The following is a 24,739-nucleotide window of genomic DNA, read 5'->3' on the forward strand; positions in this document are numbered from 1 at the left end:
ATGACTGAAGCAAAGGGGAGAACGCCATGACCATCCTGATCGCCTACGACGGCTCGGCCGACTCGCGCAGCGCCATCGAGTTCGCCGCCAAGCACCTGGCCGCCCAGCCGACCGTCGTCGTCACCGTGTGGGAGCCGCTGCTCGTGCAGCTCAGGAAGCACCCGCTGGCGGCGGGGGCGATCTCCCCCGAGACCGAGACCGAGGGGCAGGCCCAGGCCGAGTACTACGCCAAGGAAGGCGCCGAGCTGGCCACCGCCGCCGGGCTGCCCGAGGTGAGCTACCGCGCGGTCGCCGACAACGAGTCGATCTGGAAGACGATCGTCGACGTGGCCGACGAGCTGGACGCCTCGCTCATCGTGACCGGTTCGCGTGGCCTGGCGGGGGTCAGGTCGGTGCTGCTCGGCAGCGTGTCCAACCATGTGCTGCACCACGCCCACCGGCCGACGCTCATCGTTCCGCCGGTTGCGCAGCCGAAGGCGTGACGCAGCAGACCTTGGGCGGGGACAGCCGGGTGTCCATGCGACGGGCGCCCGGTCCCTCCTCGCCGAGCCGGTCGCGGGGGTTGGCCACCGGGCACCGGTCGAGCGACAGGCAGCCGCAGCCGATGCAGTCGGTCAGGTCGTCGCGCAGCCGCTGAAGCTGTTCGATGCGGTCGTCGAGCTCGCCGCGCCAGGCGGCCGACAGCCTGGCCCAGTCCTCCCGGTTGGGGGTGCGCCCGTCGGGCAGCTCGGAGAGCGCGTCCTTGATGGTGGCGAGGGGGATGCCGAGGCGTTGGGAGAGCCGGATGAAGGCGACTCTGCGCAGCGTGTCGCGGTGGTAGCGGCGCTGGTTGCCGGCCGTGCGGCGGCTGGCGATGAGCCCCTTGGTCTCGTAGAAGTGCAGCGCGGAGACGGCCACGCCGCTGCGCTCGGCGAGTTGTCCGACCGTCAGTTCTCTGCTGTTCCAGGCGACCATTCCTGAAGCTTACTTGAGGGTTCGTTCGAAGAACGTCTCCAGCACGACGACGGTCTGGGTGCCGGTCACGCCGTCCACCTCGAAGATCTGGCGCAGGACGTCCTGGAGCTCCTTGGTGCTGGACGTGCGCACCTTGAGCAGCAGCGACGCGGGCCCGGCGATGACGTGGGCCTCCTCGACGGCGGGGATCCGCGCCAGCAGGCCGGCGCTGTCGCCCATCCAGCTCGCGCCGTCCACCAGCACGTAGGCGGTGACCGTGCGGCCGAGGGCGTCCTGGTCCACCTCGATCGTGGTGCGCCTGATCACGCCGCGCTCGCGCAGCTTGCGTACGCGTTCGTGCGCGGCCCCGCTGGACAGCCCCACCGCCTTGCCGAGCGCGGCGTACGACTGCGTGGCGTCCTCCAGCAGAAGGCCGATCAGCGTCCTGTCAATCTCATCCATGACCGAATGGTATCTGGTGAAATGTGCTGATGGTCGAATGCCGTATGGTGGCCGCCATGGACACGATCCCCACCGAGTTCGAGGTTCTGGACGAGCGTTTCGCCACGATCGGCGGCGACGACCGGATCGAACGCCTTTACACCGGCACCCGCTGGGCCGAGGGCCCCGTCTACTTCCCGGCCGGCCGCTTCCTGGTCTGGAGTGACATCCCCAACGAGCGCATGCTGCGCTGGGACGAGATGACCGGCGCCGTCGGTCCGTTCCGGCAGCCGTCCGGCTACACCAACGGCAACACCCTCGACCGCGAGGGCCGGTTGATCTCGTGCGAGCAGGGCAACCGCCGCGTCACCCGCACCGAGCCCGACGGCTCGATCACCGTCATCGCCGACCGCTGGCAGGGCAAGCGCCTCAACAGCCCCAACGACGCGGTCGTGCGCTCCGACGGCTCGGTCTGGTTCACCGACCCCCCGTACGGCATCACCAGCAACTACGAGGGCGTCGTGGCCGAGCAGGAGATCGACGGCTGCCACGTCTACCGCGCCGACCCGGTGACCGGCGAGGTGCGCGTGGTGGCCGACGACTTCGTCCGCCCCAACGGCCTGGCCTTCTCCCTCGACGAGAAGCTCCTGTACGTCGCCGACACCAGGGCCAGGCACCTGCGCGTCTTCGAGGTGCGCGAGGACGGCACGCTGTCGGGCGGCCGGGTCTTCGCGGAGGGCACCCAGGCCGACAACTTCGACGGCATGCGCCTCGACGACACCGGCCGGGTCTGGGCCGCGGCGGGCAAGGCGCTGCTCTGCTTCGACCCCGACGGCATCCTGATCGGCCGGCTCAGGCTGCCGGAGTTCACGGCGAACCTGGTGTTCGGCGGGCTGAAGAGGAATCGGCTGTTCATCGCCTCCTCCTCTTCGCTCTACTCCCTGATGACCAACGTCACCGGCGCCCGCCCGGTCTGGGCCCGCCGCTGACGTCCCTACTCCCACCGGAACAGCCGCACGGCCAGGCCCCCGAACACCGCCAGCCCCGCGGCCATCACCACCAGGTGCAGGAGCTGGGGGCTCTGTCCCGCCCAGGTGTCCTTGAGCGCCTGGGCGAACGGCCCGGCCACGGAGAAGTCGCTGACCTTGCGCAGGGCGTCCGGCATCATCTCGCGCGGCAGCCACATGCCGCCGACGAACATGAGCGGGAACATCACCGCCGACCCGATCCCCGAGGCCGCCTTCCCGTTGGGCGCCAGCGCCGCGATCACCAGGCCGATGGCCATCAGCGCGGCGGTGCCGAGCAGGAAGACCAGCACGAACCCGAGCCACTGCCTGGGCGCCGACGTGCCGAACGCCGCCATCCCGGCCACGATCAGGACGACCGTGGACACGGCCCCGACGGTCAGGTTGACCAGGAGCTGGACGGTCAGCAGCCGTCCTGGATGCACCGGCGTGGTGGACATGCGCCTGAGCACGCCCTGCTCCCGGTAGCCGGCCAGCACGGTGGGCAGCACGCTGAGGGCCAGCGTCAGCAGCGCGAGCAGGGTCATCAGGGCCGGCATCTGCGCGTCCACCGACCGCAGACCGGAGGCGTCGGGCTTGGTCATGTCCGGCACGCTGAGCCCCAGCACCAGCAGCAGGCCGACCGGCAACCCGATGGTGAAGATCATGAACGGCCAGTCGCGCAGGTGCAGCTTGGCCTCCACGAGCAGGATCTTCCTCATGACAACTTCCTTCCGGTGAGCGCGAGGAACGCGTCGTCCAGGGTCGCCTGCTCGATGCGCAGGTCGGCCGGGATGATCTGGTGCTGCGCCAGGGCCAGCGTGACCACGTGGGCGAGGTTGCCGGTGCCGGACACCGAGACCTGCCCGCCGTGCCGGACGACCTCGCGCACCTCGGGCAGCGCCAGCAGCACGGCGTCGTCCAGCGGGCCGGAGGGGCGGAACCGTACGTGCTGCTCGGCCCCCACCTGGGCGATCAGCCCCGCGGGCGTGTCGGTGGCCACCACCTTGCCCGCGTCGATGAGCGCGAGCCGGTCGCAGAGCCGCTCGGCCTCCTCCATGAAGTGGGTGACCAGCACGATCGTCACGCCCGAGTCGCGCACCTGCTCGATCAGCTCCCAGGTGTCCCTGCGGGCCTGCGGGTCGAGGCCGGTGGTCAGCTCGTCGAGGACCGCCACCCGCGGCCGGCCCACCAGCGCCAGCGCGACCGACAGCCGCTGCCGCTGGCCGCCGGAGAGGCTCTTGAAGGCGGCGTCCCGCTTGTGCGCCAGACCGACGTGTTCGAGCAGTTCCCGCCAGTCGGCCGGGTCGGGGTAGAAGGAGGCGTACAGGTCCAGGGCCTCCCACACCTTGATCTTCTCCGGCAGCGCGGCGCTCTGCAGCTGCATGCCGAGCACCTGGCGCAGCTCGCCCCGGTCGCGCCGCGGGTCCAGGCCCGCCACGCGTACGGTGCCGCCGTCCGCCGGGCGCATGCCCGCCACGCACTCCACGGTCGTGGTCTTGCCGGCGCCGTTGGGGCCGAGGATGCCGAAGATCTCGCCCTCGGCGACCTCGAAAGACACGTCGTCCACCGCGAGGTGGTTCGGATACTGCTTGCGCAGGTTCCGCACTTCGATCACCTTCATGGCATCGACGCTAGGAGCTGCGGGTTTTCCGGGGAATCTCGGTAGATGCCGAGCAAGGGTGTATCTAGGTGCAATGTCCCCGGCGGCGATGGTGGCGCAGACTGGGGGCATGCTTCAACGGTTCGGGCAGGTCGCGGTCTTGTTCGCGCTGCTGCTGGTCGAGGTGGCGCTGATCCCCTTGGCCGGCGCCATGATCATGCTGTCGTTCGCGCTGGGGATGGTCTTCTTCTTCCCGTGGCAGGCCAGGCTGGTGAGGCGGGCGGCCGAGCGGCACCGGCGCCTGCTGCGCGCCTGGACCGGCGTCGAGATCGAGGCGCCCTACCTGCCCGAGCCGCCGCCGCCGGTCCCCATGGCCGACGGCCTCTACCGCGTCGACCGCACGCTGTACAAGTCGCCGCGCATGCCGGCCTGGAACGACCGGTTCAAGTGGCTGCTCACCGACCCGGCGACCTGGCGCGACACGCTCTGGCTGACGCTCGACCCGATCGTCAAGATCGTCCTGCTGCCGCTGTTCGTCCTGCTCCCGGCGCGCGGCCTGCGTCTGTACGCCCTCACCGTCCGCCTGCTGCTCGGCGCCACCTCCGCCAGCCGCCTGGCCGTCCAGATCACCCATCTGCGGCAGGTGCGCAACCTCGCCGCCGACTCCCAGGCCGCCGAGATGCGCAGGATCGAACGCGACCTGCACGACGGCACCCAGGCCCGCCTGGTGGCCATCGGCATGACGCTGGGCGCGGTGGAACAGCTCATCGACGACAACCCGGCCGCCGCCAAGGCCCTGCTGGCCAAGACCAGGGACGCCTCCGCCGAGACCCTGACCGAGCTGCGCACCGTCATCCGCGGCATCCACCCGCCGGTGCTGGCCGAACGCGGCCTCGCCGACGCCGTACGCGCCCTGGCCATGGACAGCCCGCTGCGCGTCAAGGTGGACGTCGAGCTGCCCCACCGCCTGGAACCCCCGGTGGAGGCGGCGGCCTACTTCGCGATCAGCGAACTGCTCGCCAACGCGGCCCGGCACAGCGGCGCCGAGTCGGTGGCCATCGACATCAGCGTCAACGGCGCGGCCCTGCGCGTCACCGTCAGCGACGACGGCATGGGCGGCGCCGACCCGGCCAAGGGCAGCGGCCTGACCGGCATCGAACGCCGCCTGGCCGCCTTCGACGGCGTGCTGGCCCTGCACAGCCCGCCGGGCGGCCCGACCACCGTCACCCTGGACATCCCGCACGTCCTGCCCGAGCAGGCCGACCAGGCGAAGCTGCCTCCCAAGAAGGCCGCCACGATCGCCGTCCTGTACGGCACGGCCTGGTGCCCGCTCTTCCCCCAGGGCCTCGTCACGGCCGTCTTCAAGGCGTTCCACATCGACGAGCGGAGCTGGTTCCTGGCCCTCTACCTGCCCGAGCCCCTGCAGTGGCCGGTGATCGTGGCCAACATCGCCCTCGGCACGCTCATGTACATTGCGGCCATGCGCATCCGGCTCGTCCACAACAGAAGCCTCGTACTCGGCCGCGTCGGCGGCCTGGGGCCCTGCTGATGAAGCGGGTGCTCGTCGCCGAAGACCTCTACCTGCTCAGAGACGGCCTGGTCCACCTGCTGCAGGCGCACGGCTTCACGGTCGTCGCCGCCGTCGAGAGCGGGCCGGAGCTGCTGAAGGGCCTGCTGGAGCTGCGTCCCGACGTCTCGGTCGTCGACGTACGGCTGCCGCCCACGTTCACCGACGAGGGCCTGCAGGCCGCGCTGGCCGCCCGCGCGCAGATTCCAGGGCTGCCCGTTCTGGTGCTGTCGCAGCACGTCGAGCAGCTCTACGCCCGCGAGCTGCTGGCCGACGGCTCGGGCGGCATCGGCTACCTGCTGAAGGACCGGGTGTTCAACGCGGAGCAGTTCGTCGACGCCGTGCGCAGGGTGGCCGAAGGCGGCACCGCGATGGACCCCGAGGTGATCGCCAAGCTGCTGGCCAGCAACGCCAGGAACGAGCCGCTGGCCGCGCTCACGCCCCGCGAGCGCGAGGTGCTGGAGGCCATGGCGGAGGGCCGCTCCAACGCCGCGATCTCCCAGCGGCTCTTCCTCAGCGAGAGCGCCGTCGCCAAGCACACGGCCGGCATCTTCGCCAAGCTCGGCCTGGCCCCCTCCGACGACGACAACCGCCGCGTCCTCGCCGTGCTCGCCTACCTGAACAGCCGCGCCTGACGCCCTTCCGGTCCCACCAGGCCCATCGTGCACAGGACGCCCAACCGTGCCCGGACACAGCCGGAGTTGTCGGTGGGAGCGGCTATTTTCATAGAGGCACGGCGCGACGAAAGGGTGGATCCTCGTGAAGATCCGGGTTAACCGCGATGTACTGGCAGATGCGGTGGCATGGGCCGCCAGAGTCCTGCCCAGCCGCCCGGTGGTGCCCGTACTCTCCGGGTTGCTGCTGGAGGCGGGCGACGAGCTGAGCCTGTCCGCCTTCGACTACGACGTCTCCGCGCGCGCCCTGGTCGACGCCGACATCGTCGAGTCCGGGAGCGTGCTCATCCCCGGCCGGCTGCTCGCCGAGATCAGCCGCAGCCTGCCGGCCGAAGACGTCGAGATCGTCACCGAAGGCGCCGAGGCCGTGCTGACCTGCGGAAGCGCCGAGTTCGGGCTGATCACGATGCCGGTCGAGGACTTCCCGGCCCTGCCGACGATGCCCCCGAGCATCGGCGCGATCGGCGGCGGCGTGTTCGCCTCCGCGGTGAGCCAGGTCGCGCCCGCCGCCAGCCGCGACGACACGCTGCCGATGCTCACCGGCATCCGGGTCGACATCGAGGGCGAGTCCGTGGCGATGGCCTCCACCGACCGCTACCGCATCGCCGCCCGCGACTTCACCTGGCGTCCGGCCGCGCCCGACGTCGCCGTCTCGGCCATGGTGCCGGCGAAGGTGCTGGTCGAGGTGGCCAAGTCGCTGCGCGGCGGCGAGGTGTCGGTCGCGATGGGCGACGGCGTGGCCGGGTTCGAGAGCGTCGGCCGCAGCACCACCGTGCGCCTGCTGGACGAGCAGTTCATCGACTACCGGGCCAGGCTGACCTCCGACTGGTCGATCAGGGCCGACGTCGCGGTGACTCCGTTCGTCAACGCGATCAAGCGGGTGGCCCTGGTCGCCGAGCGCAACACCGCGATCCGGCTGTCGTTCACGCAGGGCCAGGTGCTGATCCAGGCGGGCGGCGGCGACATCGGGCGCGGCACCGAGGTGGTCCCCTGCGAGCTGCGCGGCGACGACATCCAGATCGCCTTCCAGTCGCAGTTCCTGCTCGACGGCCTGACCGGCATCGAAGGCGAGCTGGCCAGGATCAACATGGAGTCGCCCACCAGGCCCGCCCTCATCCAGGACGTGCCGGGCGACGCCCAGCCCGCCTTCCGCTACCTCGTCATGTCGTTGCGCCTGACCTGAGCGGCCGTCACTCCGCCGCGCGCGTCTGCCGCTCGGCGACCAGCTTGAAGACCCTCTTGAACTCCGCGTACGCCTGCTTGCCCACGGCCCGTGCGTGCGCGGCCTCCATCTCGGCGATGATCGCGTCCGACTTCACCATGTGGTCCAGCGCCTTGTCCGTCGGCACGATCAGCTTGGCCCGCCGGTCGGCCGGGTCGGGCTGCCGCTCCACGTAGCCGAGCGCGACCAGCTCGTCCACCAGCGTGCCGATCACCTGCTTGTGCTGCCCCGACTGCGCGGCCAGGTCGGTCGCCCTGCTGCCCTCCTCGTCCAGGTAGGCCAGCACGGCGCCGTGCCGCGGCCGCAGCCCCGGATGGCCCTGCTCGGCCAGCTTGGCGAACAGGTCGCGCTGCAGGGCGAAGAGTGTGCGCCCCGCCAGGACCCCCAGATCTGGTTCGTCCTGCTTGCGATGACTCCTGCGCACGGGCGGCCCTCCAATTAGTCACTGATTTTGACTGTCACTGATTCTTACTATATCGTCATGCCATGACCACGACGGTGGAACTCACCAGATTCAGAGTGTCCCCGGAACGCGCCGGCCAGTTGCTGGCGGCTCGTCCGGGCATGCTCGCCGACTTCGCGGCCGACCGCGCCGGATTCCTCGGCGCCCGGCTGGTCCGCCTGTCCGACGACGAGTGGCTGGACATCGTCGACTGGCGCTCGGGCGACGACTTCGCCGCCTCCCGTGCCAAGGGCGCGAACCTGCCCGGCATCCAGAAGTTCTTCGACCTGATCGACGAGTTGATCTCTGCAGAAGAGGGGACATTGCGATGACCATCCTGATCACCGGTGCCACCGGCACCGTCTCCGGGGCCGTGCTGAAGTCGCTGGGCGACCTGAGCGACGTGCGCGTCCTGGTGCGTGACGCGGCCAAGGCCCCCGAGGGCGTCGAAGTGGCCGTCGGCGACCTCGACCAGCCTGCCACGCTCGACGCCGCATTCGAGGGGGTCGACACCCTGTGGCTGCTGACCGCCATGGGCCCCCAGGCGCCCCATGCGAGCATGAACGCCCTCTGGGCGGCCCGGAAGGCGGGGGTGCGGCACGTCGTGCGCCTGTCGGCCATCGGAGCCGCGCACGACGCCCCCACGCGCAACGGCCGCCTGCACGCGCTCTCCGACGTCGAGCTGGCCGCCTCGGGCCTCGACTGGACCGTCATCCGCCCGGCCTTCTTCATGCAGAACCTGCTCGGCTCGGTGGCCGGCGACACCCTCTACGGCGGCACGGGCGAGGGCCGGATCGGGCTGATCGACGTCCGCGACATCGGCGACTTCGCCGCCGCGGTGCTGCGCGACCCGGCGCCGCACAAGGGCCGCACCTACACCCTCACGGGCCCGGCCAGCATCTCGATGGGGGAGGCGGCCACCGCCCTGACCGAGGTCTACGGCACGCCGATCGCCCACCAACCCGTCGCCCCCGACGACGCCTACCGCTCGATGCTCGACGCCGGCCTGCGCGAGTGGGACGCGGCCGTCACCAGGGAATACCTCACGGCCTACGCCGCGAACTGGGGCGACCTGACGACGACGGCCTTCACCGACGTGACCGGCCGCCCGGGCCGCAGCTTCACCGAGTTCGCCAAGGACCATGCGGCCGAGCTGCGCCCCGCCGCCTGAGGGCCGGTCAGGAGTCGGTGAGGGCGATGAGGATGTGCTCCATGCACGCGTGCCCGGCCCGCTCGGCCGCGGTGGCGTCGCCGGCGGCGATGGCGCGGGCGATGGCGTCGTGCGGGATGTAGCTCTTGTTGAACGACGTGCCCGCGGCCGTGATGCTGGCCCGCAGAGCCGCCGAGAAGTCCTCGTAGAGGTCGATGAGCACGAGATTGTGGGTGGCGTGCGCGACCGCCATGTGGAAGGCGAGGTCGGCCTCGACGAAGAAGTCGGGGTCGTCCAGCTCCCAAGCGCGGTCGCGTTCGGCCAGCGCGGCCTCGATGCGGCGGATGTCCTCGTCGGTGCGGCGGGTCGCGGCCAGCCGGGCGGACTCGACCTCCAGCGCGCGCCGCACCTCAAGGATCTCCAACTGCTCGGCCTGGCGCAGCCGGCGCAGCATCGCCCCCGACAGCTCACTGGTCGCCCGGACGTAAGTGCCGTCCCCCTGACGGCACTCGAGCAGCCCAGCGTGCGTCAACGCGCGCACGGCCTCGCGAACGGTGTTGCGTCCCACTCCGAGCTGCTCGGCGAGCACGGTCTCGGTGGGGATCTTGCCGTTCATCTGCCACGACCCTGAGGTGATCTGCTCCTTGAGCTGATCGATCACCTGGTCGACGAGCGAAGCCCGCTGCGCCGTACGCAGACTCACAGTCCGCCTCCTCCGGGGAAACCAATCATCCTATGAGTCAATGACTGGTCGACCCTAATTATTCCAGACTCAAAAGTCCAAATCTGGAGCTCCCGGAGGTTCAGTGCGCGACCGTGGCCTCGACCGTCACCCCTGCCAACGCGGAGCGAACTCCGGCAGCTTCAAGGGCTTTACGATATGCGGCGGTCTGCTGTGCTCTTGCCCCGACCCTCCCGTAAAGGTCACCCAGCTCGCGCCAGCAGCGGGCGGCCTGCCTGTCGGACCCGAACACCGGACGGTCGAGCGAGTCGAGCAGTTCGTGCGCGGTACGGAGCTGCGTCGTGGCACTGCCGTCGAGGTCGAGCGCGACGGTGGCGAGCACCAGGTTCGCCTCGGCCGGCGTGGTGCCCGAACCGTCGTGGGCCAGCCCCAGCGCCGTGGTGGCCAGCTCGGCGGCACCCGCCTGGTCGCCCGCCCGCAGCCGCACCCGAGCGTGCGCGACCAGGCTCTCGCCGTGCTCGCGGACGCTGCCGGGGGAGGACGCGAACGCCCGCGACGCGGCGGCGGCCAGCCGCTCGGCCTCGTCGAGCGGCGCGGTGACCAGCCTGGACCAGTGCATGGCCGCCCGCGCGAGCTGCAGCGCGAGCCGGGACTGACGACCGGCCATGATGGCGTCGTCGGCCAGGCGCACGGCCAGCGCGGAGTCCTCACCGGCGGCGGCGGCGGAGCTCGCCTGCCACAGGGCGTGGATCTCCTCGGAACGGTCCATAACTTCAGGAACGCCGCTGTTGTCCAGCACCCGCTTGACGTACTCGAGCTCGGGGGAGTCGCCCTGACGCTCGCTGCGCGCCTCGACCAGAGCGGTGGCCAGGTCGACCGCGATCTCGCCCTGCGAGATGGACAGCCGCTCGGCCTGCTCCAGCGCGGCCGCGGCCAGGTCGCGAGCCCTCAGCCGGTCGCCGGCCCGCTGGTAGCAGCGGCTCAGCGCGATCGTGAGCGGCAGGTCGGCCAGCCGCTCGGGATGCGCGGCGGCCTCCCTGCGCAGCCGTTCGAACGCCTCGACGGCCTGGCCGAGACGTCCCTGGACCTCCAGCGCACGGGCCCGGCCGAAGCGGGCGTGCGCGGTGAGCATGGCGTTCTCCTCGTCGGCCGCCTTCACGATCTCCGTGAAGCGGTCGGCCGCCACCGCGGGGTCGCCGTGCTGAAGCTCCAGCTCGGCATGGCGAAGACCCAGCTCGGTGTCGATGCGCTGCCGCGGCTCGATGCCGTGCAGGAGGAACTCGGTGGTGCATCCCAGCCGCTCGGCGAGGAGGCGGGCCACGACAGGAGTCGGCGTACGCTTGCCCGACTCGATGAGCGAGACATAACTGTCAGACAGGTCGGGTCCGGCCAGCTGGGCCTGAGACATCCGCCTGTTCAGCCGCAGTCCACGGACGCGGTCACCGATGGTTCCCTGACTCGGCATCTCATCTCTCAAGGCGGGGAAGGGTCAACAACACGCAATGATTGCATGAAGTAGCCGAATCTGGTATCCCCGCGTGAAGAATTTGCCGCGCGGAGATTAATCGTCGCTGTCGTCCTTGCTGGGGAAAAGCATCTGGCAGACCTCCAGGTAGAGGGTCTCCGGATACGGAATGTACTCGACCGTTGACAGAGCCTGGTCCTGACCAGCGGACTCGAGGATGAACTCGCCGTAACCGAGCATGCGGCCCAGGAGAGATCGCTGGAAGCTCATGTCGGTGACCTTGCCGAGCGGCATCATCGCGACCTTGCGCGTGATCAACCCGGTGGTGAGCAACATCCGCTTGGACGTCACCACAAAGTAATCGACCGACCACTCCGCGACTTTCCACACGAAACGCACGAGCAGCAGCAGCCACAGCCACCACACCACGACGAGCGCCGTGCCGCCGGACTCCCCTCCACCGAAGAACTTGCTGAGGAGCCCGGCGATGACCAGGCCGCCGAAGACCTCGGCGACCGGGCGCAGCAGCACGGCGGGATGACGCCGCACCATGATGACCTGTTGTTCGTTGGGGAGGAGGTAGCGGTTGACCGACGACGGAGCAGAGTCCCCGTGGGTCACCAGTCTCATGCGAGGTTGTTCACAAATTGGGCCAGAGAGTCGGCCGCGTTGAACACCGTGTCGAACGCCCCCTTCACCGCGTCTGCGGCATCAGCTGGTCGTGCGAACAGGTAGTACGCCACAAATGCGATCCCACTGTATGTGAGGACTTTTTTGACCTGCACTGTCGCCTCCGTGCCACTAACCCACTCCACCCGCCGTATACATTACCCACCCGGTAGCCGGGGTAAAGGTAACTTGGCGGGTTAGTTTTGATCTTGCTTAGCCACGTTCGCTGGCGACCAGCGCCAGGACGTGAAGGTGCTTCCGGGCGATGCGCTCCACAAGGCTCGGATGCGCATAGCCGGTGACCTCCAGCGCGCCGTAGTGCGCTGCTTCCACACAGCGGGTTACGGTGGTGGAGGAATGCACGCCGGCGAACTCGTCGCGCAGCGCGGCCTCGACCTCCGCGTACGGGGTCGGGTCGGCCTCGGTGTGCTCGCTCATGCGCCCTCCTGTGCTGGTCGCATGAGACGGGGCGCTGCTGTTGCCGGTCGGTCGCTCGTTCACGAGGACTCCTCGGCACCGGGCATGTCGCTCATCGTGCTTCCCCCACGCGCATGCGGAAGTTCCCTTCCTGTCTCTTCGTACCCACCCAACCACAGTATGTAACGAAGTGACGACCCAGCGTAAGGAGAAGGGGAGCCGATGGAAGGGTCAGACCACGCCGTAGAGGCGGTCGCCGGCGTCGCCGAGGCCGGGGACGATGTAGCCGTTCTCGTTGAGGCGCTCGTCGAGGGCGGCGGTGACCACGCGGATGGGCTTGCCGGAGCCGGCGAACACCTTGTCCATGTACGCCAGGCCCTCGGGGGCGGCCAGCAGGCAGATGGCCGTGACGTCGACCGCGCCGCGGTCGAACAGGAACTGCACGGCCGCGGCGAGCGTGCCGCCGGTGGCGAGCATCGGGTCGACGACGAAGCACTGGCGCCCGGACAGGTCGTCGGGCAGGCGGGTGGCGTACGTCTCGGCCTGGAGGGTGGACTCGTTGCGGATCATGCCGAGGAAGCCGACCTCGGCGGTGGGCAGCAGCCGGGTCATGCCGTCGAGCATGCCGAGCCCGGCGCGCAGGATGGGCACGACGAGCGGCTGGGGCTTGGCCAGGCGCACGCCGTGGGCGGGGGAGACCGGGGTCTGGACGGTGACGTCGGTGACCCGGACGTCGCGCGTCGCCTCGTACGCCAGCAGCGTCACCAACTCGTCCGCGAGCCTGCGGAAGGTCGGGGAGTCGGTGCGGACATCGCGCAGCGTGGTGAGCTTGTGGGCCACGAGCGGATGGTCGACGACGAGGGTTTCCATAGCGCCCAACGGTATCCGGTGGACGGAGCGGTGGCATCCCGGGCCTTTGGTTTTGATCACAATTTGGTCGGAGAAGCACACGCCGCGTGGCCTGTTCTGGAACGATTGGGGTCTGGTGCGAACCTGTCGTGTCAGAGGCTCGGGTGGGGATGGCGATGACAGACGAAGATGCGCTCGACTTCGCCATAGTGATTTACCGCGAGGACGAGCGGTGGCACGCTGAGCTGCTGCCCGTCACGCTCACGTCCGACCTCCAGGGCCTGATCCAGGCCCTCAGGCAGCAGCCGAGCGAGAGCGGCACCATCGGCCTGATCGCCGTCGGCGACGAGTTCTTCGTGGCGCTGCGCGTGCTCGGCGAGCGGGTCGACGTCTTCCTGTCCGACATCGCCGCCTCCTGGGACTTCCCGCTCGCCCGTCAGGTGCTGCACTACCTCGACGTGCCGGTCCCCGACGAGGAGGAGCTCGACGAGATCCTCCAGGACGAGGAGACCGTGCTGCCGGCGGGAGATCTGTCGATCTTCGCCGATCTCGGATTGGACGAGATGGAGCTGGGCATCCTCTCCGGCGACATCGATCTCCTCCCCGAAGATGTGCTGTCCAGCATCGCCGCGCGACTCGGCTTCTCCGAGCCGTTCGAGCGTGCCATCGAATCGGTCTTCGGCTGAACCCCCCCTGGAGTGCGGGCATGGCGTCCAACACCTTCTCTGCGGCTTTTGTCAGGACTTCCGACGGCTGGACCGGCGCAGAGGTCGATCTGCGCCACGCGGAGATCGTCGACGACTTCGGTGACGCCGTCATCGAGACCCTGGGCCTGACGGGCGACGAGCTGGCCCTGCTCTGCGTCGAGGTCGAGGACGAATGGTTCGCCATCGCCCGCTACCGCGGCGAGGACGAGCCCCGGGTGTTCCTGTCGGACGTGCACGCGATCTCCTCCAACAGCATGGGCGAGCTGTTCGCCGAGTTCGCCGGCGTGGCCCCCGACAAGGAGGGCAACGGGCTCGGCGTGCGTCCCGCCGGTGACTTCGAGCTGCTCAGCGACCTCGGCGTGAGCTCGGAGGAACTGCTGGAGCTGAGCATGGAGGAGGGCCTGCTGCCCGCCGACGTCCTCTCGGTGATCGCCGAACGGCTGTCGTTCGCCGACGAGCTCGACCGGTTGCGTTGACCCACGAGGAAGCGATGCGCCTGGCCCTGGCCGAGGCCGTCGCGGCCGGCGGCAGGGGCGAGATCCCCGTCGGCGCCGTCGTGCTCGGCCCGCTGGGCGAGGTGCTGGCCGCGGCCGGCAACGACCGCGAGTCCGCCGCGGATCCCACCGCGCACGCCGAGGTGCTGGCGCTCAGGCGGGCCGCCGCGCTGCGCGGCGAGTGGCGGCTGAGCGGCTGCACGCTGGTGGTCACACTGGAGCCGTGCACGATGTGCGCGGGCGCGTCCGTGCTCGCCCGGGTCGACCGGATCGTGTACGGCGCCGTCGACGCCAAGGCCGGCGCCGTGGGCTCGCTCTGGGACGTCGTACGCGACCGCAGGCTCAACCATCGGCCCGAGGTCGTCATGGGCGTCCTGGCCGAAGAATGCTCCGCTGTCCTCAAGACGTTCTTCGCTACTCGGAGAATCCGGTAAGCTCGTCCGCGGTGGTGTCGCCTAGTGGCCGAGGGCGCACGCCTCGAAAGCGTGTGATGGGGCAACTCATCCGTGGGTTCAAATCCCACCACCACCGCCATCGGGCCTCCGACGACCTCGGAGGCCCGTTTCTTTTGCCCTCAGGGCTGCTGGGTGGGTCCGTCGGCCGGCGGATTCAGGTTGAGCTGGATGTCCGGCGGGCTGTCCTCGACGACCTGCGTCTGGACCGTCCCGCCGCCGCGGGTTTCCGGACGGCCGTCGTCGGTCAGGACGAAGAACAGCGCGCCGCAGGCGCTCAGGAGCAGCAGCGGCAGCCCGATGGCCAGCAGCACGATCAGGTTGCGATTGTCGAGCGGCTCGGGCTCCTCGACGTACTCGTACGCCGGCGGCTGCGAGTAGTAGGGCGGCGGGCCGTATCCGGGTGGCGGCCACGACCCGTGTGGCGGTGGATACGACACGGCATTCTCCGAATGATGTTGAAAGACGCGGACGTGACACACGGCACGTCGATCAGGTTGACACATGAAAAAGGGAGCCGCGAATGGCGGCTCCCTTTTCCGGCGCGTTTCAGTTGGGCAGATCCAGGACCCGGGCGTGCAGGATCGACCGTTGGTGCAGGGCCGCGCGCAGGGCCCGGTGGAGGCCGTCCTCCAGGTAGAGCTCGCCCTGCCACTGCACCACGTGCGGGAACAGGTCGCCGTAGAAGGTGGAGTCGGCGGCGAGCAGTGAGTGCAGGTCCAGCATGGCCTTCGTGGTGATCAACGAGTCGAGCCGGACCTGCCTGGGAGGGATCTGCGCCCACTCTCGGTTCGTCAGACCGTGTTCGGGATAAGGGCGTCCGTCGCCGACGAGCTTGAAGATCACCCACCTCATTTTAGGAGAGAATTCGACCTGCTGGGTTGTCCGGGGCTATCGGCCCAGCTCAGACTGTTCACAGTCGCCCGGCCGGCCGTTTTGGTAGCCGCGCTGGAAGGCGTTGACACGTTGCTCGGACGAGCCGTGCGTAAACGATTCGGGATCGATTCTGCCGCTCGTGCGTTGCTGGATTCTGTCGTCGCCCACGGCGGCCGCGGCGTCCAGGGCCTCGGCGATTTCCGGCTGGGTGAAGGGCTTTTCGTAGAAGCCGGTGCGGACGGCGTTGTGCGCCCAGACGCCCGCGTAACAGTCGGCCTGGAGCTCGACGGGGACCGAGCTGCCGGTGTCCGACTGGAGGGCGCCGCGCAGGTCCTGGACGTGATGGCCGTATTCGTGAGCGATCACGTACGCCTGGGCGAAGGGGCCGCCCTTGGCGCCGAACTGGCTGTGGAGCTGGTCGAAGAAGCTCAGGTCGAGGTAGACGCGCTGGTCGCTCGGGCAGTAGAACGGCCCGACGGCGGAGCTGGCCGCGCCGCAGCCGGTACGGAGGCTGCCGGAGTACAGGACCGTCTTCGACGTCCGGTAGCCGGAGATCTCTTCCTTCCAGTAGTCCTGGATGCTGTTGACCACGCCCACGACGCGGCACTTCTCCGACTGGTCGGCGTCCTTGCCCGTCTTGCACTCCTCGGCGAGCTTGGCCGGGGGTTGCGACTGCGCCGGCTCGCCGCCGCCGTCACCGCCGCCCAGGTTGTTGAACACGAACACCAGCACTAAGGCGATCAGGCCGACGATGCCGCCGCCCCCGAGGACCATGCCGCCGGGGAAGCCGCCGCCCGAGAACCCGCCGCCACCGCGACCGCCGACGTCCTCGACCTGCGACGAGTCGAGGTTGACGTCGTCCTTGAAATCCATATCTGACGTCCCTTCTGGGTGCTGCCCGGTAGAGAGCTTCCCCAGGAAGGCGCCTAGATGCCATCCGAGAAGGTGTCACATCTGTCGGGGAGGCCGCTGTCGTACCCGACGCTGAACCACTTCTCGCGTTGTTGCGAGGTGCCGTGGGTGAACGCGTCGGGCGTGACGCGGCCCTGCGAGCGGCGCTGGATGCTGTCGTCGCCGACCGCCGCGGCGGCGTCGAGGGCCTGGTTGATGTCGGCTTGCGAGAACGGCTCGCGGTAGAAGCCCGTCTTGACCGCGTTGTGCGCCCAGACGCCGGCGTAGCAGTCGGCCTGCAGCTCCAGACGCACAGACGCGCTGCCGGCGCCCGGCCTGCTGTTGTTGCCGACCTTGTCCATGGTGCCGAGCAGGTTCTGGACGTGGTGGCCGTACTCGTGGGCGACCACGTACGCCTGGGCGAACGGGCCGCCCTCGGCGCCGAAGTCGCGCTGGAGCGTGTCGAAGAAGGCCAGGTCCAGGTAGACCTTGCGGTCGCGCGGGCAGTAGAACGGACCCACGGCCGAGTCGGCGGGGCCGCAGCCCGTGTTCACCGCCCGCGAGAACAGCACGGTCTTGGCCGGCGTGTACTGCTGGTCGCGTTCCTTGAACTCCTGCCGCCAGTAGGACTGGATGCTGTTCACCGTGCCGACGATCCGGCAGTCCTCCGCCTGGTCGGCGTCGGCGCCCGTACGGCAGCGTTCGGCCAGGTTGCCGCTGGGGGAGAGCTGGCCGGGGGCGCTCGGGTAGCGTCCGGCGCCCTGCTCGCCGCCCTCGTCGCCGCTGAACGGCGTGGGGGCGAGCTTGAACAGGAACAGCCCGGCCACCGCCAGGACCAGCAGCAGGCAGCCGCCGCCACGGCCGCCGATGGGCAACATGCAGCCGCCGCCCGGCATCCCGCCCCAGCCGCCGCCGCCACGGCCGGGCTGGGAGCCGGAGGCCCGGACGTCCTCGACCTGTGAGGGGTCGAGTGGCGCGTCATCGTCGAACTGCATACCGTGTGTCATCCCCCGTAGTCGGGTGATTACGCAAGGCAACGTAGGGGGCTGGGATTTTCCGTGATTTGTCAGCTAATCTGCCGCTATGACGGGTGGATTGATCGGGATTGCACTGGTGTCCCTGGGCATGGTTCTGACGCCCGGACCGAACATGATCTATCTGGTCTCCCGCTCGATCAGCCAAGGGCGTCGTGCCGGGCTGATCTCGCTCGTCGGCGTCGCGCTGGGGTTCATGGCGTACCTGACGGCGACGTGCCTCGGGCTGACGGCCGTGTTCGCGTACGTGCCGGTGGCCTACACGGCGCTCAAGCTGGCCGGGGCCGCGTACCTGCTCTGGATGGCCTGGAACGCGGTCAGGCCGGGCGGCGCCTCGCTCTTCCAGCCTCGCGAGCTGGCGGTCGAGAGGCCGCGGAAACTGTTCGCCATGGGGCTGTTCACCTGCCTGCTGAACCCCAAGATCGCGATCCTGTACCTGTCGCTGCTGCCGCAGTTCATCGACCCCGCCATGGGGCACGTGCTGCTGCAGAGCCTCGCGCTGGGCTCGGTGCAGATCGCGATCGGCACGCTGGTCAACGCGCTGATCGCGATCTCGGCCGGCGCTCTCGCCGCCTTCCTCGTCCGGCGTCCGGTGTGGCTGCGGGTGCAGCGGTACGCGATGGGCACCGTGCTCGGCATCTTCGCCGTACGGATGGTCGCCGACCGCTCCAAGGCGCTCGTACCGGCCTGAACGGGCTCTACTGGCTCACCTGGGCCCTGAAGCGCTCGTGGGCCGCCTGCTTGGAGATCCCCATGGCCTCCCCGATCTCCGCCCAGGAGGCGCCGTTGTCCCGCGCCCCGGCGACGGCCTGGTCGAGCAGCGTCCGCTGCCAGCTCTCCACCTGGGACAGCAGGGTGAGCGCGGCCAGCGGCCGATCGGCCGCGAGCTTGACGACCTGCTCGCACAGCAGGTTCGACCTGGTCACCAGCCAGCCGGGCGGAGCGGCGGCGAGCAGCGGCGGCGTGTGCCTGCTCCACCACCGGTACTCCGCCTCCTTGGCCCCCTCCGGCGTCGCCGGATACCGCCGCCGATCGGTCCACCCGCACGAACAGGCGGCCTGATACCCGACGAACGTCCTGGTGAAGGCGCTGGACGACGAGGCCGGCTCCCCGTCGGGCAGGACGGGCGCGACGAAACCCTCGTGCCCGGGAAGCTCGGCAGTGCTCAGAGTCATAATCGTCAAGATATCCTGACGATTCCAGTTCTCGCCACCCGTGACGGCCGTCAGGCACCGTCATCGGGGTTCAGCGTCTCGGCCACCTGGCGGTGCACCCGGGTGAGGGCGAGGACCAGCACCACGAGGATGACGTCCAGGATCAGCACGGACACCAGCGGCGGCAGCCGGCGCGCCGCGAGCCCGGCGGCGGCGCAGGCGCCGCACGCGAGCAGCCGGGCCGCCCACGCGCGGCCCGTGGTGACGTAGTACCACCACGCCTGCGCGACCAGGTACAGGATCGGGCCGCCGAACAGCAGCAGGCTCAGCTGGACGCTGCCCGGCCCGGTGGTGCGGCCGATCGCCAGCGCGGCCCCGACCGCCAGGGAACGACCATGGCATCGACCTCGGTCAGCCGCGTGCTGCCCGCATCCCCGCAATGGGTCTGGGACCTCATCGGCGGGTTCCACTCCCTGCCCGACTGGCTTCCCTACATTCCCGAGAGCACCATGCTCGAAGGCGGCCGCGTCCGCCGGCTGGCGAACCCGGACGGCGAGGTGATCGTCGAACGCCTCATGCATTTCAGCGAGACCGAGCGCCACTACACCTGCTCCATCATCGAAGCGCCCTTCCCGGTCACCGGCTACCTCTCCACCCTGCGCGTGCACTCGATCCCCGGCCGCGAGGACGCCGCCGAGGTGCAATGGTCCGGCTGCTTCACCCCGGTCGGGGTGAGCGAGAGCGAGGCGGTCGCCCTGTTCACCACCATCTTCCGTGACGGCCTCGACGCCCTGCACGCTTCCCTGACCGCCTGACCCGACCGGCTCAGCGCCCCGGGCGCCTGGCGACCAGCACCTCGGCGGTCAGCCGCTGCTCCCACCGGCCCGCGGGATTGCCGGCGAGCAGCGCCCGTCGCAGTGCTTCGACGAAGGCGGGCAGCCGGTCGCCGAGCCTGGCGGGCGAGCTGTAGGAGTAGGAGAGCTGGAGCCCGATCAGTCCGTCCACGTCCCACGTCAGCCGTCGGCTGAACACCCGGGACTCCAGGCTGCTGAAGGGCGAGGCGGCGAGCACGTCGCTGTGGTGCTCGCCGGTGGCGTGGAACGAACTGGCGGCGGTGTGGATGTCGAGGCCGAACTCCTCGCACACTCGTCTCTCGATCGGCTGCCACGGTTGCGCGTCCGGCTGCCACGGCTCACCCTGCTGCCTCGCGGGGCCGACCAGTGCCACCACGCCGCCGGGCGGCAGCAGCCCGTCCAGCTCCACCAGCACGGACCGGCGGTCCATCCAGTGGAACGACCGTCCCATCACCACGTGATCGAACGGCGGCAACGCCCCCAGACCGGTCGAGTCACCACGCAGCCAGACGATGTTCGCGACGCCCCCGGCCAGCCGCCTGCCCTCCGCCAGCATCTCCCGCGCCGGATCCACGGCGAGCACGGCCCCGACCCGCCGCGCCAGGGGGATCGCGATCGTCCCGGGGCCACAGCCGAGATCCAGCACCCGGCTGCCCGCGCCGAACGTCTTCGCCAGGTGCTCAGTCGTCGCCTGCCCGTGGCCTGGACGGTACTTGGCGTAGTACGGCGCGGCACTGCCGAACACATCCTCCATGAACCGGACCATAGAAGACCGGCCGGTCGAGGCGTCCGAAGGGCGACACAACGCCAGAAGGGTCATGCCGTTGACCTGGCATGACCCTTCTGGACTGGCGGAGGATAGGGGATTGGACCCCTGATGGGTTGCGCTAGACACGCTTTCCAAGTCTGTGGACCTTCGTTCATCGCTGGTCATGGGGGTCTCTAGCTGGCCTGTAGTCCATGGAGCGGGCCCCGATGAACACCTGCGAACGACGGTGAACTGAGACTACGACTCTTGTTGGATCGCAGCTCACGGATGTGTTCGACATCTTCTCCGTCCAAGCTCGCTCAGTGGGCGTTCACCCCTGCCTGGTCCCGGGTGCAGGTGCCGCGCGATGTCGGGGTGTTTTCGCCGGTGAGGAGGCGGCTCATGATGTCGATCATTGCGATGTGAATCGTGGCCTCGGAGCGGTCGGGGCGCGCCTGGTGGTTTTGTCCGCCAGGTGACGGTGAGCAAATCACTCAGGGCGATCGAGCATTTGCTCAAATAGCGTTCTCTGGCTGGTCGAAGAACTCCAGGTCTCGCCGCATGTGCATTTTTGTGCATCGCAGAGATGTGCATCATGGGACCTCGACAAGCATCTCCACACTAAGTAATTGAACGATATCTAGCTCGGCTTGGCATGTCGAGCACTGCACTGCTTGATTACGGAGGGTAGTGTTCCTGTGACCCCGTCAAAGGAAGGAATCACCGCTCATGCGTTTCACCTCCCGCATGTTCGCACTGGCTGCTGCCACTGCCGCTCTGGCCCTGCCTCTGCTGACCGCAGGCCCCGCCTCCGCGAGTCGCGCCATTGCCCTCGCCCCCTGTGATCCGCCCGCAAACGCTCTCGCTTACCAGCTTCTAACGATCAACGTGCCATTGCTTGCGCCCGAGAACATGGGATCTGTTGCCCCTGGAGGTGTTCAGAACCAATGCTAGATCTTTGATAGCCGACCTCAACGGCAACCGGCCCTGCCGGCCCATCTCGTCGCACCAGCGAGACAAGGGCCGGCAGGGCCGGTTGGCGTTCTCCCGAGTGGATATCTCGTCGGTTGGCGGCCTCGTCCGGAGCTAGAAAGCCCGAGATCGCAATCGGCTCAAGCCCTTGACGCGACCGCCATTGACCTAGGTTGCTCAGAACGCCGGAGTTTCTGGTTGAAATGATGGCGTTCGCTCATCGCCCACTGTGTCGAGGTCAAGCGGTGATCAGGACCGAACTACCCAATGGGATGCGAGACAGTACGCGCAGGGCAGTGGCGGGAACCCTTACGCAACCGTGACTGATGTCCCGGCCGAACACACTTCTGTCTGGCCAACCGTGCAAAGCGATTGTGCTGGGCCCGCCATCGAAGCTGTCAAGCGAAGTCGAATGCATGCCCAACGGCAGAATCAGTGGGGTGTAGGTCAGCTTGGGAGGCGACAGGACGGCCAGCAGGAATGTCCGCCCTGTCGGTGTGGGGGTGGCCGCAGCGCCCACGGCCACTTTCCATGAATGCAGCCGATGTCCGGCCTCGAACAGGGTAAGTCTTCGAGCGGACAGCTCGATTTCTACGCGGTAAGGGCTATATGCATTCTGCAGCCCTCCGCCGTCACTGTAGATCCATCCTGTTGACTTGTTCGGCCGGCTCGGCAGCAAGACGCGAACCCATCCTGGCTGTGTCTGCACTACCGGAACCCATGTTGCGCTCCCCATCTCAGTGGTAGGCAATATCGCCAGAGGGGGCCCTCCTGGATGGCCATAGACTATCTGTGGTTTCGTGGGATGTGTCACCCTCCCATCTCCCGGATCGAGTGAGCCGGAGTCCTTCGGTGCTCCACGGAGTCTGGTGAAAGTTGTTGCACGCGGCAATCGCGCTATTTGTGCCGCTGATACGGGTACCGGCTTGATCGGCGGCGTGGCCGCAGCCGGTGCTGCAACATGGGGCGGCCTGTCTGGGGCTGTGCCGCAGGCGGCGGCCAGGGGCGTGATCGTTAGCGCGCTGTACACGATCATCTTCGTCGACCAGCCCGCCCCACGGCAGGGCCTGTTGAGGTGAAAGCAATCACGCAAGAAGAAACTCCAATAATCCGGTGAACGATCCTGAGAGGAGAGGTGACGTCACTTCGGAACGCGCTGTCGATGCAATGTCGGACGCCATGGCTCCGGACCTGCGAGAGCGTTCCAGATATAGCACTGCTGAAAGCTGCCACTCATCTTGTCCCTGGTCCGATCAATGCAAAGATTTGCTGGGGCGTCGGTTGGCGAAGTTCTTGCTTTGCAACTCTATGACGCATTTTGCGGCTGATGATCTTCTGTGCCCCCTGCTCAAGTAGAGGGGCTCCTCGCGTCCAGTGTGCGGCTGGGCACCTTATATGGCCCGATGGCACAGTACTTTGTGAACGTGGTGTCAGCAGATGTCGGATTTTCAGAGATTGGCGTAACTACTTGGAGGTCTCTGATGTGGTGCGCGCCCGAGCCTCCTGCTGCTCCTGCTCGGCAGTCAACCAGCGCTTGCGCAGCACAAGGGGCAAAGTGGACTAACTGCCTAAAACTCTCGTTTGTGTCGAAGCGTAGGCTTGCACTCAAAGTTGATCGAGTTTTATGTGCCATTTAAGTGTTGGCGCTCACTATGGCTGATGCCTGCAAGTAGCGTGCCAAGTCGCGGGGGATAGCACTCTCGGGGCTTCGCGGGGCGCCAACGGCTCCATGGCGGTAGGTCCGGCGGATTGATATCTCGCGCAGGTTGAACGTCTCGCCTTATGTGGACGAGAAGAACCGGGCGTATCCGATGCCCTTCTGCCGGGAGAATGACGCGCTAATGAACGGAACCTTTACACAGGCCTTGCTCAGGCTGCCCGGGCTTTCCCGAATGGCGGCGATTCTGATACTCGTCCCCGTCGTCGGTGCATTCTTTCTCGTGCAGTCTCGCGAGAGCATAGCTCAGGTAGCCACCGTAGACCTGGGAACGGCCGAAAGTTTCTCGGTTCTGGCTGGGAGCGCGGTCACCAACACCGGCCCCAGCATCATTAGCGACGACTTGGGGGTGAGCCCGGGTACCGCGATCACCGGTTTCCCGCCTGGAACAGTGTTGGGAACTCAGCACAGTGCTGATGCCGTAGCCCTTCAGGCGCAAGCCGACTTGACCATCGCATACGACGATGCTGCCGGCCGAACCCCGGCCACTAGTGTTCCGGACGACCTCACCGGCCTGACACTCCCGCACGGTATTTACGCTGCCGATTCCACACTCGGCCTGACTGGCACGCTCACCCTCGACGGTGAGAATGATCCCAATGCCGTCTTCATCTTCCAGGTCGGCTCCTCGCTCATCACCGGGTCGGGTAGCAACATCAACCTGATCAACGGCGCGCAAGCGTGCAATGTCTTCTGGCAAGTGGGCAGCTCGGCGACACTCGGAACGAACTCCACGTTCGTCGGCAACATTCTCGCCCTGACCTCGATTTCGGCGAACACAGGCGCCACCGTCAACGGCCGGCTGCTGGCCCGCAACGGTCAGGTCAGCCTTGACACCAACACCGTCGACATCGACGAATGCGTAACAACGACTCCCACGCCGACGGTGACGCCGACGGTGACGCCGACGGTGACGCCGACGGTGACGCCGACGGTGACGCCGACGGTGACGCCGACGGTGACGCCGACGGTGACCCCGACGGTGACCCCGACGGTGACGCCGACGGTGACCCCGACGGTGACGCCGACGGTCACTCCGACGGTGACGCCGACGGTGACGCCGACGGTGACGCCGACGGTGACGCCGACGGTCACGCCGACGGTCACTCCGACGGTCACTCCGACGGTCACTCCGACGGTCACTCCGACGGTCACTCCGACGGTCACTCCGACGGTCACTCCGACGGTCACTCCGACGGTGACCCCGACGGTCACGCCGACGGTCACCCCGACCCACACTAAGAAGCCGAAGCCGACTAAGAAGCCCCACAAGCCCGCGCCATGTTCTTACGACCATGGGCACCATGAGTTCTGCTACGAGGCGCCGTGCCACTCGGAGTTCTCGTACGACCATGGGCAGCATGAGCCCTGCTACGAGGCGCCGTGTCACTCGGAGTTCTCGTACGATCATGGGCAGCATGAGCCCTGCTTCAAGGCGCCGTGTCACTCGGAGTTCTCTTACGACCATGGCCACCATGAGCCCTGCTACGAGGCGCCGTGCCACTCGAAGTTCTCGTACGACGACAGGCACCGCGAGGTCTGCTCCAAGGGCCAGTGCCACTCGGAGTTCTCGTACGACCATGGGCACCACGAGACCTGCTTCAAGGCGCCCTGCCACCCAGAATCCTGTGACAGGGACGGCGCCCATGAGCCCTGCTACGAGAAGCCCTGCTTCGGGGAGGCCCGATACCGCATGGCCTCCGGCGCTCTAAGGCTTGCTCT

Annotated in this window: 31 protein-coding genes, 1 tRNA gene and 1 pseudogene; 14 read left to right on the forward strand and 19 right to left on the reverse strand. The window is 68.3% G+C overall.

The window, feature by feature from the left end; genetic code table 11:
• Positions 1–26 precede the first annotated feature (26 nt).
• Positions 27–482, forward strand: coding sequence for a universal stress protein (locus tag ACIBK9_RS04700; protein ID WP_387671756.1), 456 nt, complete (start codon positions 27–29; stop codon positions 480–482).
• Here the strand turns inward: ACIBK9_RS04700 and soxR are convergent.
• Both soxR and ACIBK9_RS04710 read right to left on the reverse strand, forming a co-directional pair.
• Positions 448–954, reverse strand: a complete 507-nt coding sequence (gene soxR / locus ACIBK9_RS04705) for a redox-sensitive transcriptional activator SoxR (protein ID WP_352362238.1) — start codon at positions 952–954, stop codon at positions 448–450. The two genes, ACIBK9_RS04700 and soxR, sit on opposite strands and share 35 nt — an antisense overlap.
• 9 nt (positions 955–963) lie before the next feature.
• On the reverse strand, positions 964–1,395 hold the full coding sequence (locus ACIBK9_RS04710; RefSeq protein ID WP_352362236.1) for an Lrp/AsnC family transcriptional regulator: 432 nt from the start codon (positions 1,393–1,395) through the stop codon (positions 964–966).
• 56 nt (positions 1,396–1,451) lie between these two features.
• On the opposite strand from ACIBK9_RS04710, the gene ACIBK9_RS04715 reads away from it, so the two are divergent.
• Positions 1,452–2,363, forward strand: coding sequence for an SMP-30/gluconolactonase/LRE family protein (locus tag ACIBK9_RS04715; RefSeq protein ID WP_397155158.1), 912 nt, complete (start codon positions 1,452–1,454; stop codon positions 2,361–2,363).
• A 5-nt stretch (positions 2,364–2,368) separates the two neighbouring features.
• Here the strand turns inward: ACIBK9_RS04715 and ACIBK9_RS04720 are convergent, their stop codons facing one another.
• Both ACIBK9_RS04720 and ACIBK9_RS04725 read right to left on the reverse strand, forming a co-directional pair.
• Positions 2,369–3,100 carry an ABC transporter permease gene (locus ACIBK9_RS04720; protein WP_397155160.1) on the reverse strand — a complete coding sequence of 244 codons (732 nt, stop codon included), beginning with the start codon at positions 3,098–3,100 and terminating at the stop codon, positions 2,369–2,371.
• Entirely contained in the window at positions 3,097–4,002 is a 906-nt protein-coding gene (locus ACIBK9_RS04725) for an ABC transporter ATP-binding protein (RefSeq protein WP_397155162.1), read from the reverse strand. Before ACIBK9_RS04725 ends, ACIBK9_RS04720 begins: the two co-directional genes overlap by 4 nt.
• Positions 4,003–4,111: 109 nt before the next feature.
• Between ACIBK9_RS04725 and ACIBK9_RS04730 the strand changes: the two genes are divergently transcribed.
• The 3 genes from ACIBK9_RS04730 to dnaN all read left to right on the forward strand — a co-directional run bounded on the left by ACIBK9_RS04730 (position 4,112) and on the right by dnaN (position 7,405).
• A complete protein-coding gene (locus ACIBK9_RS04730; protein WP_397155164.1) occupies positions 4,112–5,530 on the forward strand; it encodes a sensor histidine kinase in 1,419 nt (472 codons plus the stop codon).
• A complete protein-coding gene (locus ACIBK9_RS04735; RefSeq protein WP_352362228.1) occupies positions 5,530–6,183 on the forward strand; it encodes a response regulator transcription factor in 654 nt (217 codons plus the stop codon). The genes ACIBK9_RS04730 and ACIBK9_RS04735 overlap by 1 nt, the downstream gene beginning before the upstream one ends.
• 124 nt (positions 6,184–6,307) lie before the next feature.
• A complete protein-coding gene (dnaN, locus tag ACIBK9_RS04740) occupies positions 6,308–7,405 on the forward strand; it encodes a DNA polymerase III subunit beta (RefSeq protein ID WP_397155166.1) in 1,098 nt (365 codons plus the stop codon).
• Between the two features lie 7 nt (positions 7,406–7,412).
• Here the strand turns inward: dnaN and ACIBK9_RS04745 are convergent, their stop codons facing one another.
• Complete coding sequence (locus ACIBK9_RS04745) at positions 7,413–7,868, reverse strand: MarR family winged helix-turn-helix transcriptional regulator (protein ID WP_397155168.1); 456 nt, start codon at positions 7,866–7,868, stop codon at positions 7,413–7,415.
• Between the two features lie 62 nt (positions 7,869–7,930).
• On the opposite strand from ACIBK9_RS04745, the gene ACIBK9_RS04750 reads away from it, so the two are divergent.
• A complete protein-coding gene (locus ACIBK9_RS04750) occupies positions 7,931–8,218 on the forward strand; it encodes an antibiotic biosynthesis monooxygenase (RefSeq protein ID WP_352318454.1) in 288 nt (95 codons plus the stop codon).
• The gene (locus ACIBK9_RS04755) at positions 8,215–9,057 is read left to right on the forward strand and encodes an SDR family oxidoreductase (protein WP_397155171.1); all 843 of its coding nucleotides are present in this window, start codon (positions 8,215–8,217) and stop codon (positions 9,055–9,057) included. Before ACIBK9_RS04750 ends, ACIBK9_RS04755 begins: the two co-directional genes overlap by 4 nt.
• A gap of 7 nt (positions 9,058–9,064) precedes the next feature.
• On the opposite strand, the gene ACIBK9_RS04760 is transcribed toward ACIBK9_RS04755, so the two are convergent.
• The 5 genes from ACIBK9_RS04760 to upp form a co-directional block, all read right to left on the reverse strand.
• Positions 9,065–9,739 carry a FadR/GntR family transcriptional regulator gene (locus ACIBK9_RS04760; RefSeq protein WP_352318450.1) on the reverse strand — a complete coding sequence of 225 codons (675 nt, stop codon included), beginning with the start codon at positions 9,737–9,739 and terminating at the stop codon, positions 9,065–9,067.
• Between the two features lie 100 nt (positions 9,740–9,839).
• Positions 9,840–11,183, reverse strand: coding sequence for a helix-turn-helix domain-containing protein (locus tag ACIBK9_RS04765; protein WP_387671740.1), 1,344 nt, complete (start codon positions 11,181–11,183; stop codon positions 9,840–9,842).
• A 96-nt stretch (positions 11,184–11,279) separates the two neighbouring features.
• Entirely contained in the window at positions 11,280–11,813 is a 534-nt protein-coding gene (locus ACIBK9_RS04770) for a PH domain-containing protein (protein ID WP_352318446.1), read from the reverse strand.
• A 252-nt stretch (positions 11,814–12,065) separates the two neighbouring features.
• Positions 12,066–12,290, reverse strand: coding sequence for a hypothetical protein (locus ACIBK9_RS04775; RefSeq protein WP_352318442.1), 225 nt, complete (start codon positions 12,288–12,290; stop codon positions 12,066–12,068).
• Between the two features lie 210 nt (positions 12,291–12,500).
• The gene (gene upp, locus ACIBK9_RS04780; RefSeq protein ID WP_352362215.1) at positions 12,501–13,139 is read right to left on the reverse strand and encodes a uracil phosphoribosyltransferase; all 639 of its coding nucleotides are present in this window, start codon (positions 13,137–13,139) and stop codon (positions 12,501–12,503) included.
• A gap of 149 nt (positions 13,140–13,288) precedes the next feature.
• On the opposite strand from upp, the gene ACIBK9_RS04785 reads away from it, so the two are divergent.
• From ACIBK9_RS04785 to ACIBK9_RS04800, 4 genes are all read left to right on the forward strand, one after another.
• The gene (locus tag ACIBK9_RS04785) at positions 13,289–13,804 is read left to right on the forward strand and encodes a tRNA adenosine deaminase-associated protein (protein ID WP_387671736.1); all 516 of its coding nucleotides are present in this window, start codon (positions 13,289–13,291) and stop codon (positions 13,802–13,804) included.
• 20 nt (positions 13,805–13,824) lie between these two features.
• Complete coding sequence (locus ACIBK9_RS04790; RefSeq protein ID WP_358291272.1) at positions 13,825–14,301, forward strand: tRNA adenosine deaminase-associated protein; 477 nt, start codon at positions 13,825–13,827, stop codon at positions 14,299–14,301.
• Positions 14,302–14,315: 14 nt separating this feature from the next.
• Positions 14,316–14,753: a tRNA adenosine(34) deaminase TadA gene (gene tadA / locus ACIBK9_RS04795; protein WP_397155899.1), complete on the forward strand. Its 438-nt coding sequence runs from the start codon at positions 14,316–14,318 to the stop codon at positions 14,751–14,753.
• Between the two features lie 10 nt (positions 14,754–14,763).
• Positions 14,764–14,853, forward strand: a tRNA-Ser gene (locus ACIBK9_RS04800).
• Positions 14,854–14,893: 40 nt separating this feature from the next.
• On the opposite strand, the gene ACIBK9_RS04805 is transcribed toward ACIBK9_RS04800, so the two are convergent.
• The 4 genes from ACIBK9_RS04805 to ACIBK9_RS04820 form a co-directional block, all read right to left on the reverse strand.
• Positions 14,894–15,211 (reverse strand): hypothetical protein, encoded by a 318-nt coding sequence (locus ACIBK9_RS04805; RefSeq protein WP_397155175.1) that lies wholly within the window; start codon positions 15,209–15,211, stop codon positions 14,894–14,896.
• A gap of 109 nt (positions 15,212–15,320) precedes the next feature.
• Positions 15,321–15,617: a type II toxin-antitoxin system VapB family antitoxin gene (locus ACIBK9_RS04810; RefSeq protein ID WP_352318431.1), complete on the reverse strand. Its 297-nt coding sequence runs from the start codon at positions 15,615–15,617 to the stop codon at positions 15,321–15,323.
• A gap of 45 nt (positions 15,618–15,662) precedes the next feature.
• Entirely contained in the window at positions 15,663–16,520 is an 858-nt protein-coding gene (locus tag ACIBK9_RS04815) for a neutral zinc metallopeptidase (protein WP_397155177.1), read from the reverse strand.
• Positions 16,521–16,573: 53 nt separating this feature from the next.
• Positions 16,574–17,533 carry a neutral zinc metallopeptidase gene (locus ACIBK9_RS04820; protein WP_397155179.1) on the reverse strand — a complete coding sequence of 320 codons (960 nt, stop codon included), beginning with the start codon at positions 17,531–17,533 and terminating at the stop codon, positions 16,574–16,576.
• Between the two features lie 130 nt (positions 17,534–17,663).
• Here ACIBK9_RS04820 and ACIBK9_RS04825 point away from each other — a divergent pair, with 130 nt between their 5' ends.
• Complete coding sequence (locus ACIBK9_RS04825; protein WP_397155901.1) at positions 17,664–18,263, forward strand: LysE family translocator; 600 nt, start codon at positions 17,664–17,666, stop codon at positions 18,261–18,263.
• Between the two features lie 7 nt (positions 18,264–18,270).
• Here the strand turns inward: ACIBK9_RS04825 and ACIBK9_RS04830 are convergent, their stop codons facing one another.
• Together ACIBK9_RS04830 and ACIBK9_RS04835 are read right to left on the reverse strand one after the other, a co-directional pair.
• Positions 18,271–18,747 carry a hypothetical protein gene (locus ACIBK9_RS04830; protein ID WP_397155181.1) on the reverse strand — a complete coding sequence of 159 codons (477 nt, stop codon included), beginning with the start codon at positions 18,745–18,747 and terminating at the stop codon, positions 18,271–18,273.
• A 50-nt stretch (positions 18,748–18,797) separates the two neighbouring features.
• The gene (locus ACIBK9_RS04835) at positions 18,798–19,166 is read right to left on the reverse strand and encodes a hypothetical protein (protein WP_397155183.1); all 369 of its coding nucleotides are present in this window, start codon (positions 19,164–19,166) and stop codon (positions 18,798–18,800) included.
• Between ACIBK9_RS04835 and ACIBK9_RS04840 the strand changes: the two genes are divergently transcribed.
• Positions 19,146–19,541: an SRPBCC family protein gene (locus ACIBK9_RS04840; protein WP_397155185.1), complete on the forward strand. Its 396-nt coding sequence runs from the start codon at positions 19,146–19,148 to the stop codon at positions 19,539–19,541. The genes ACIBK9_RS04835 and ACIBK9_RS04840 overlap by 21 nt on opposite strands.
• Before the next feature lie 10 nt (positions 19,542–19,551).
• On the opposite strand, the gene ACIBK9_RS04845 is transcribed toward ACIBK9_RS04840, so the two are convergent.
• Positions 19,552–20,334 (reverse strand): class I SAM-dependent methyltransferase, encoded by a 783-nt coding sequence (locus ACIBK9_RS04845; protein WP_397155187.1) that lies wholly within the window; start codon positions 20,332–20,334, stop codon positions 19,552–19,554.
• A 1,204-nt stretch (positions 20,335–21,538) separates the two neighbouring features.
• Positions 21,539–22,336 (reverse strand): L,D-transpeptidase, encoded by a 798-nt coding sequence (locus ACIBK9_RS04850; protein ID WP_397155189.1) that lies wholly within the window; start codon positions 22,334–22,336, stop codon positions 21,539–21,541.
• 856 nt (positions 22,337–23,192) lie between these two features.
• Here ACIBK9_RS04850 and ACIBK9_RS04855 point away from each other — a divergent pair.
• Positions 23,193–23,804: pseudogene (locus tag ACIBK9_RS04855) on the forward strand (ice-binding family protein); the annotation flags it as partial.
• A gap of 32 nt (positions 23,805–23,836) precedes the next feature.
• Here ACIBK9_RS04855 and ACIBK9_RS04860 read toward each other — a convergent pair.
• Positions 23,837–24,244, reverse strand: a complete 408-nt coding sequence (locus ACIBK9_RS04860; RefSeq protein WP_397155912.1) for a hypothetical protein — start codon at positions 24,242–24,244, stop codon at positions 23,837–23,839.
• Positions 24,245–24,739: the final 495 nt, after the last annotated feature.

The organism is Nonomuraea sp. NPDC050227, from assembly GCF_044459705.1.
Lineage (GTDB): Bacteria > Actinomycetota > Actinomycetes > Streptosporangiales > Streptosporangiaceae > Nonomuraea.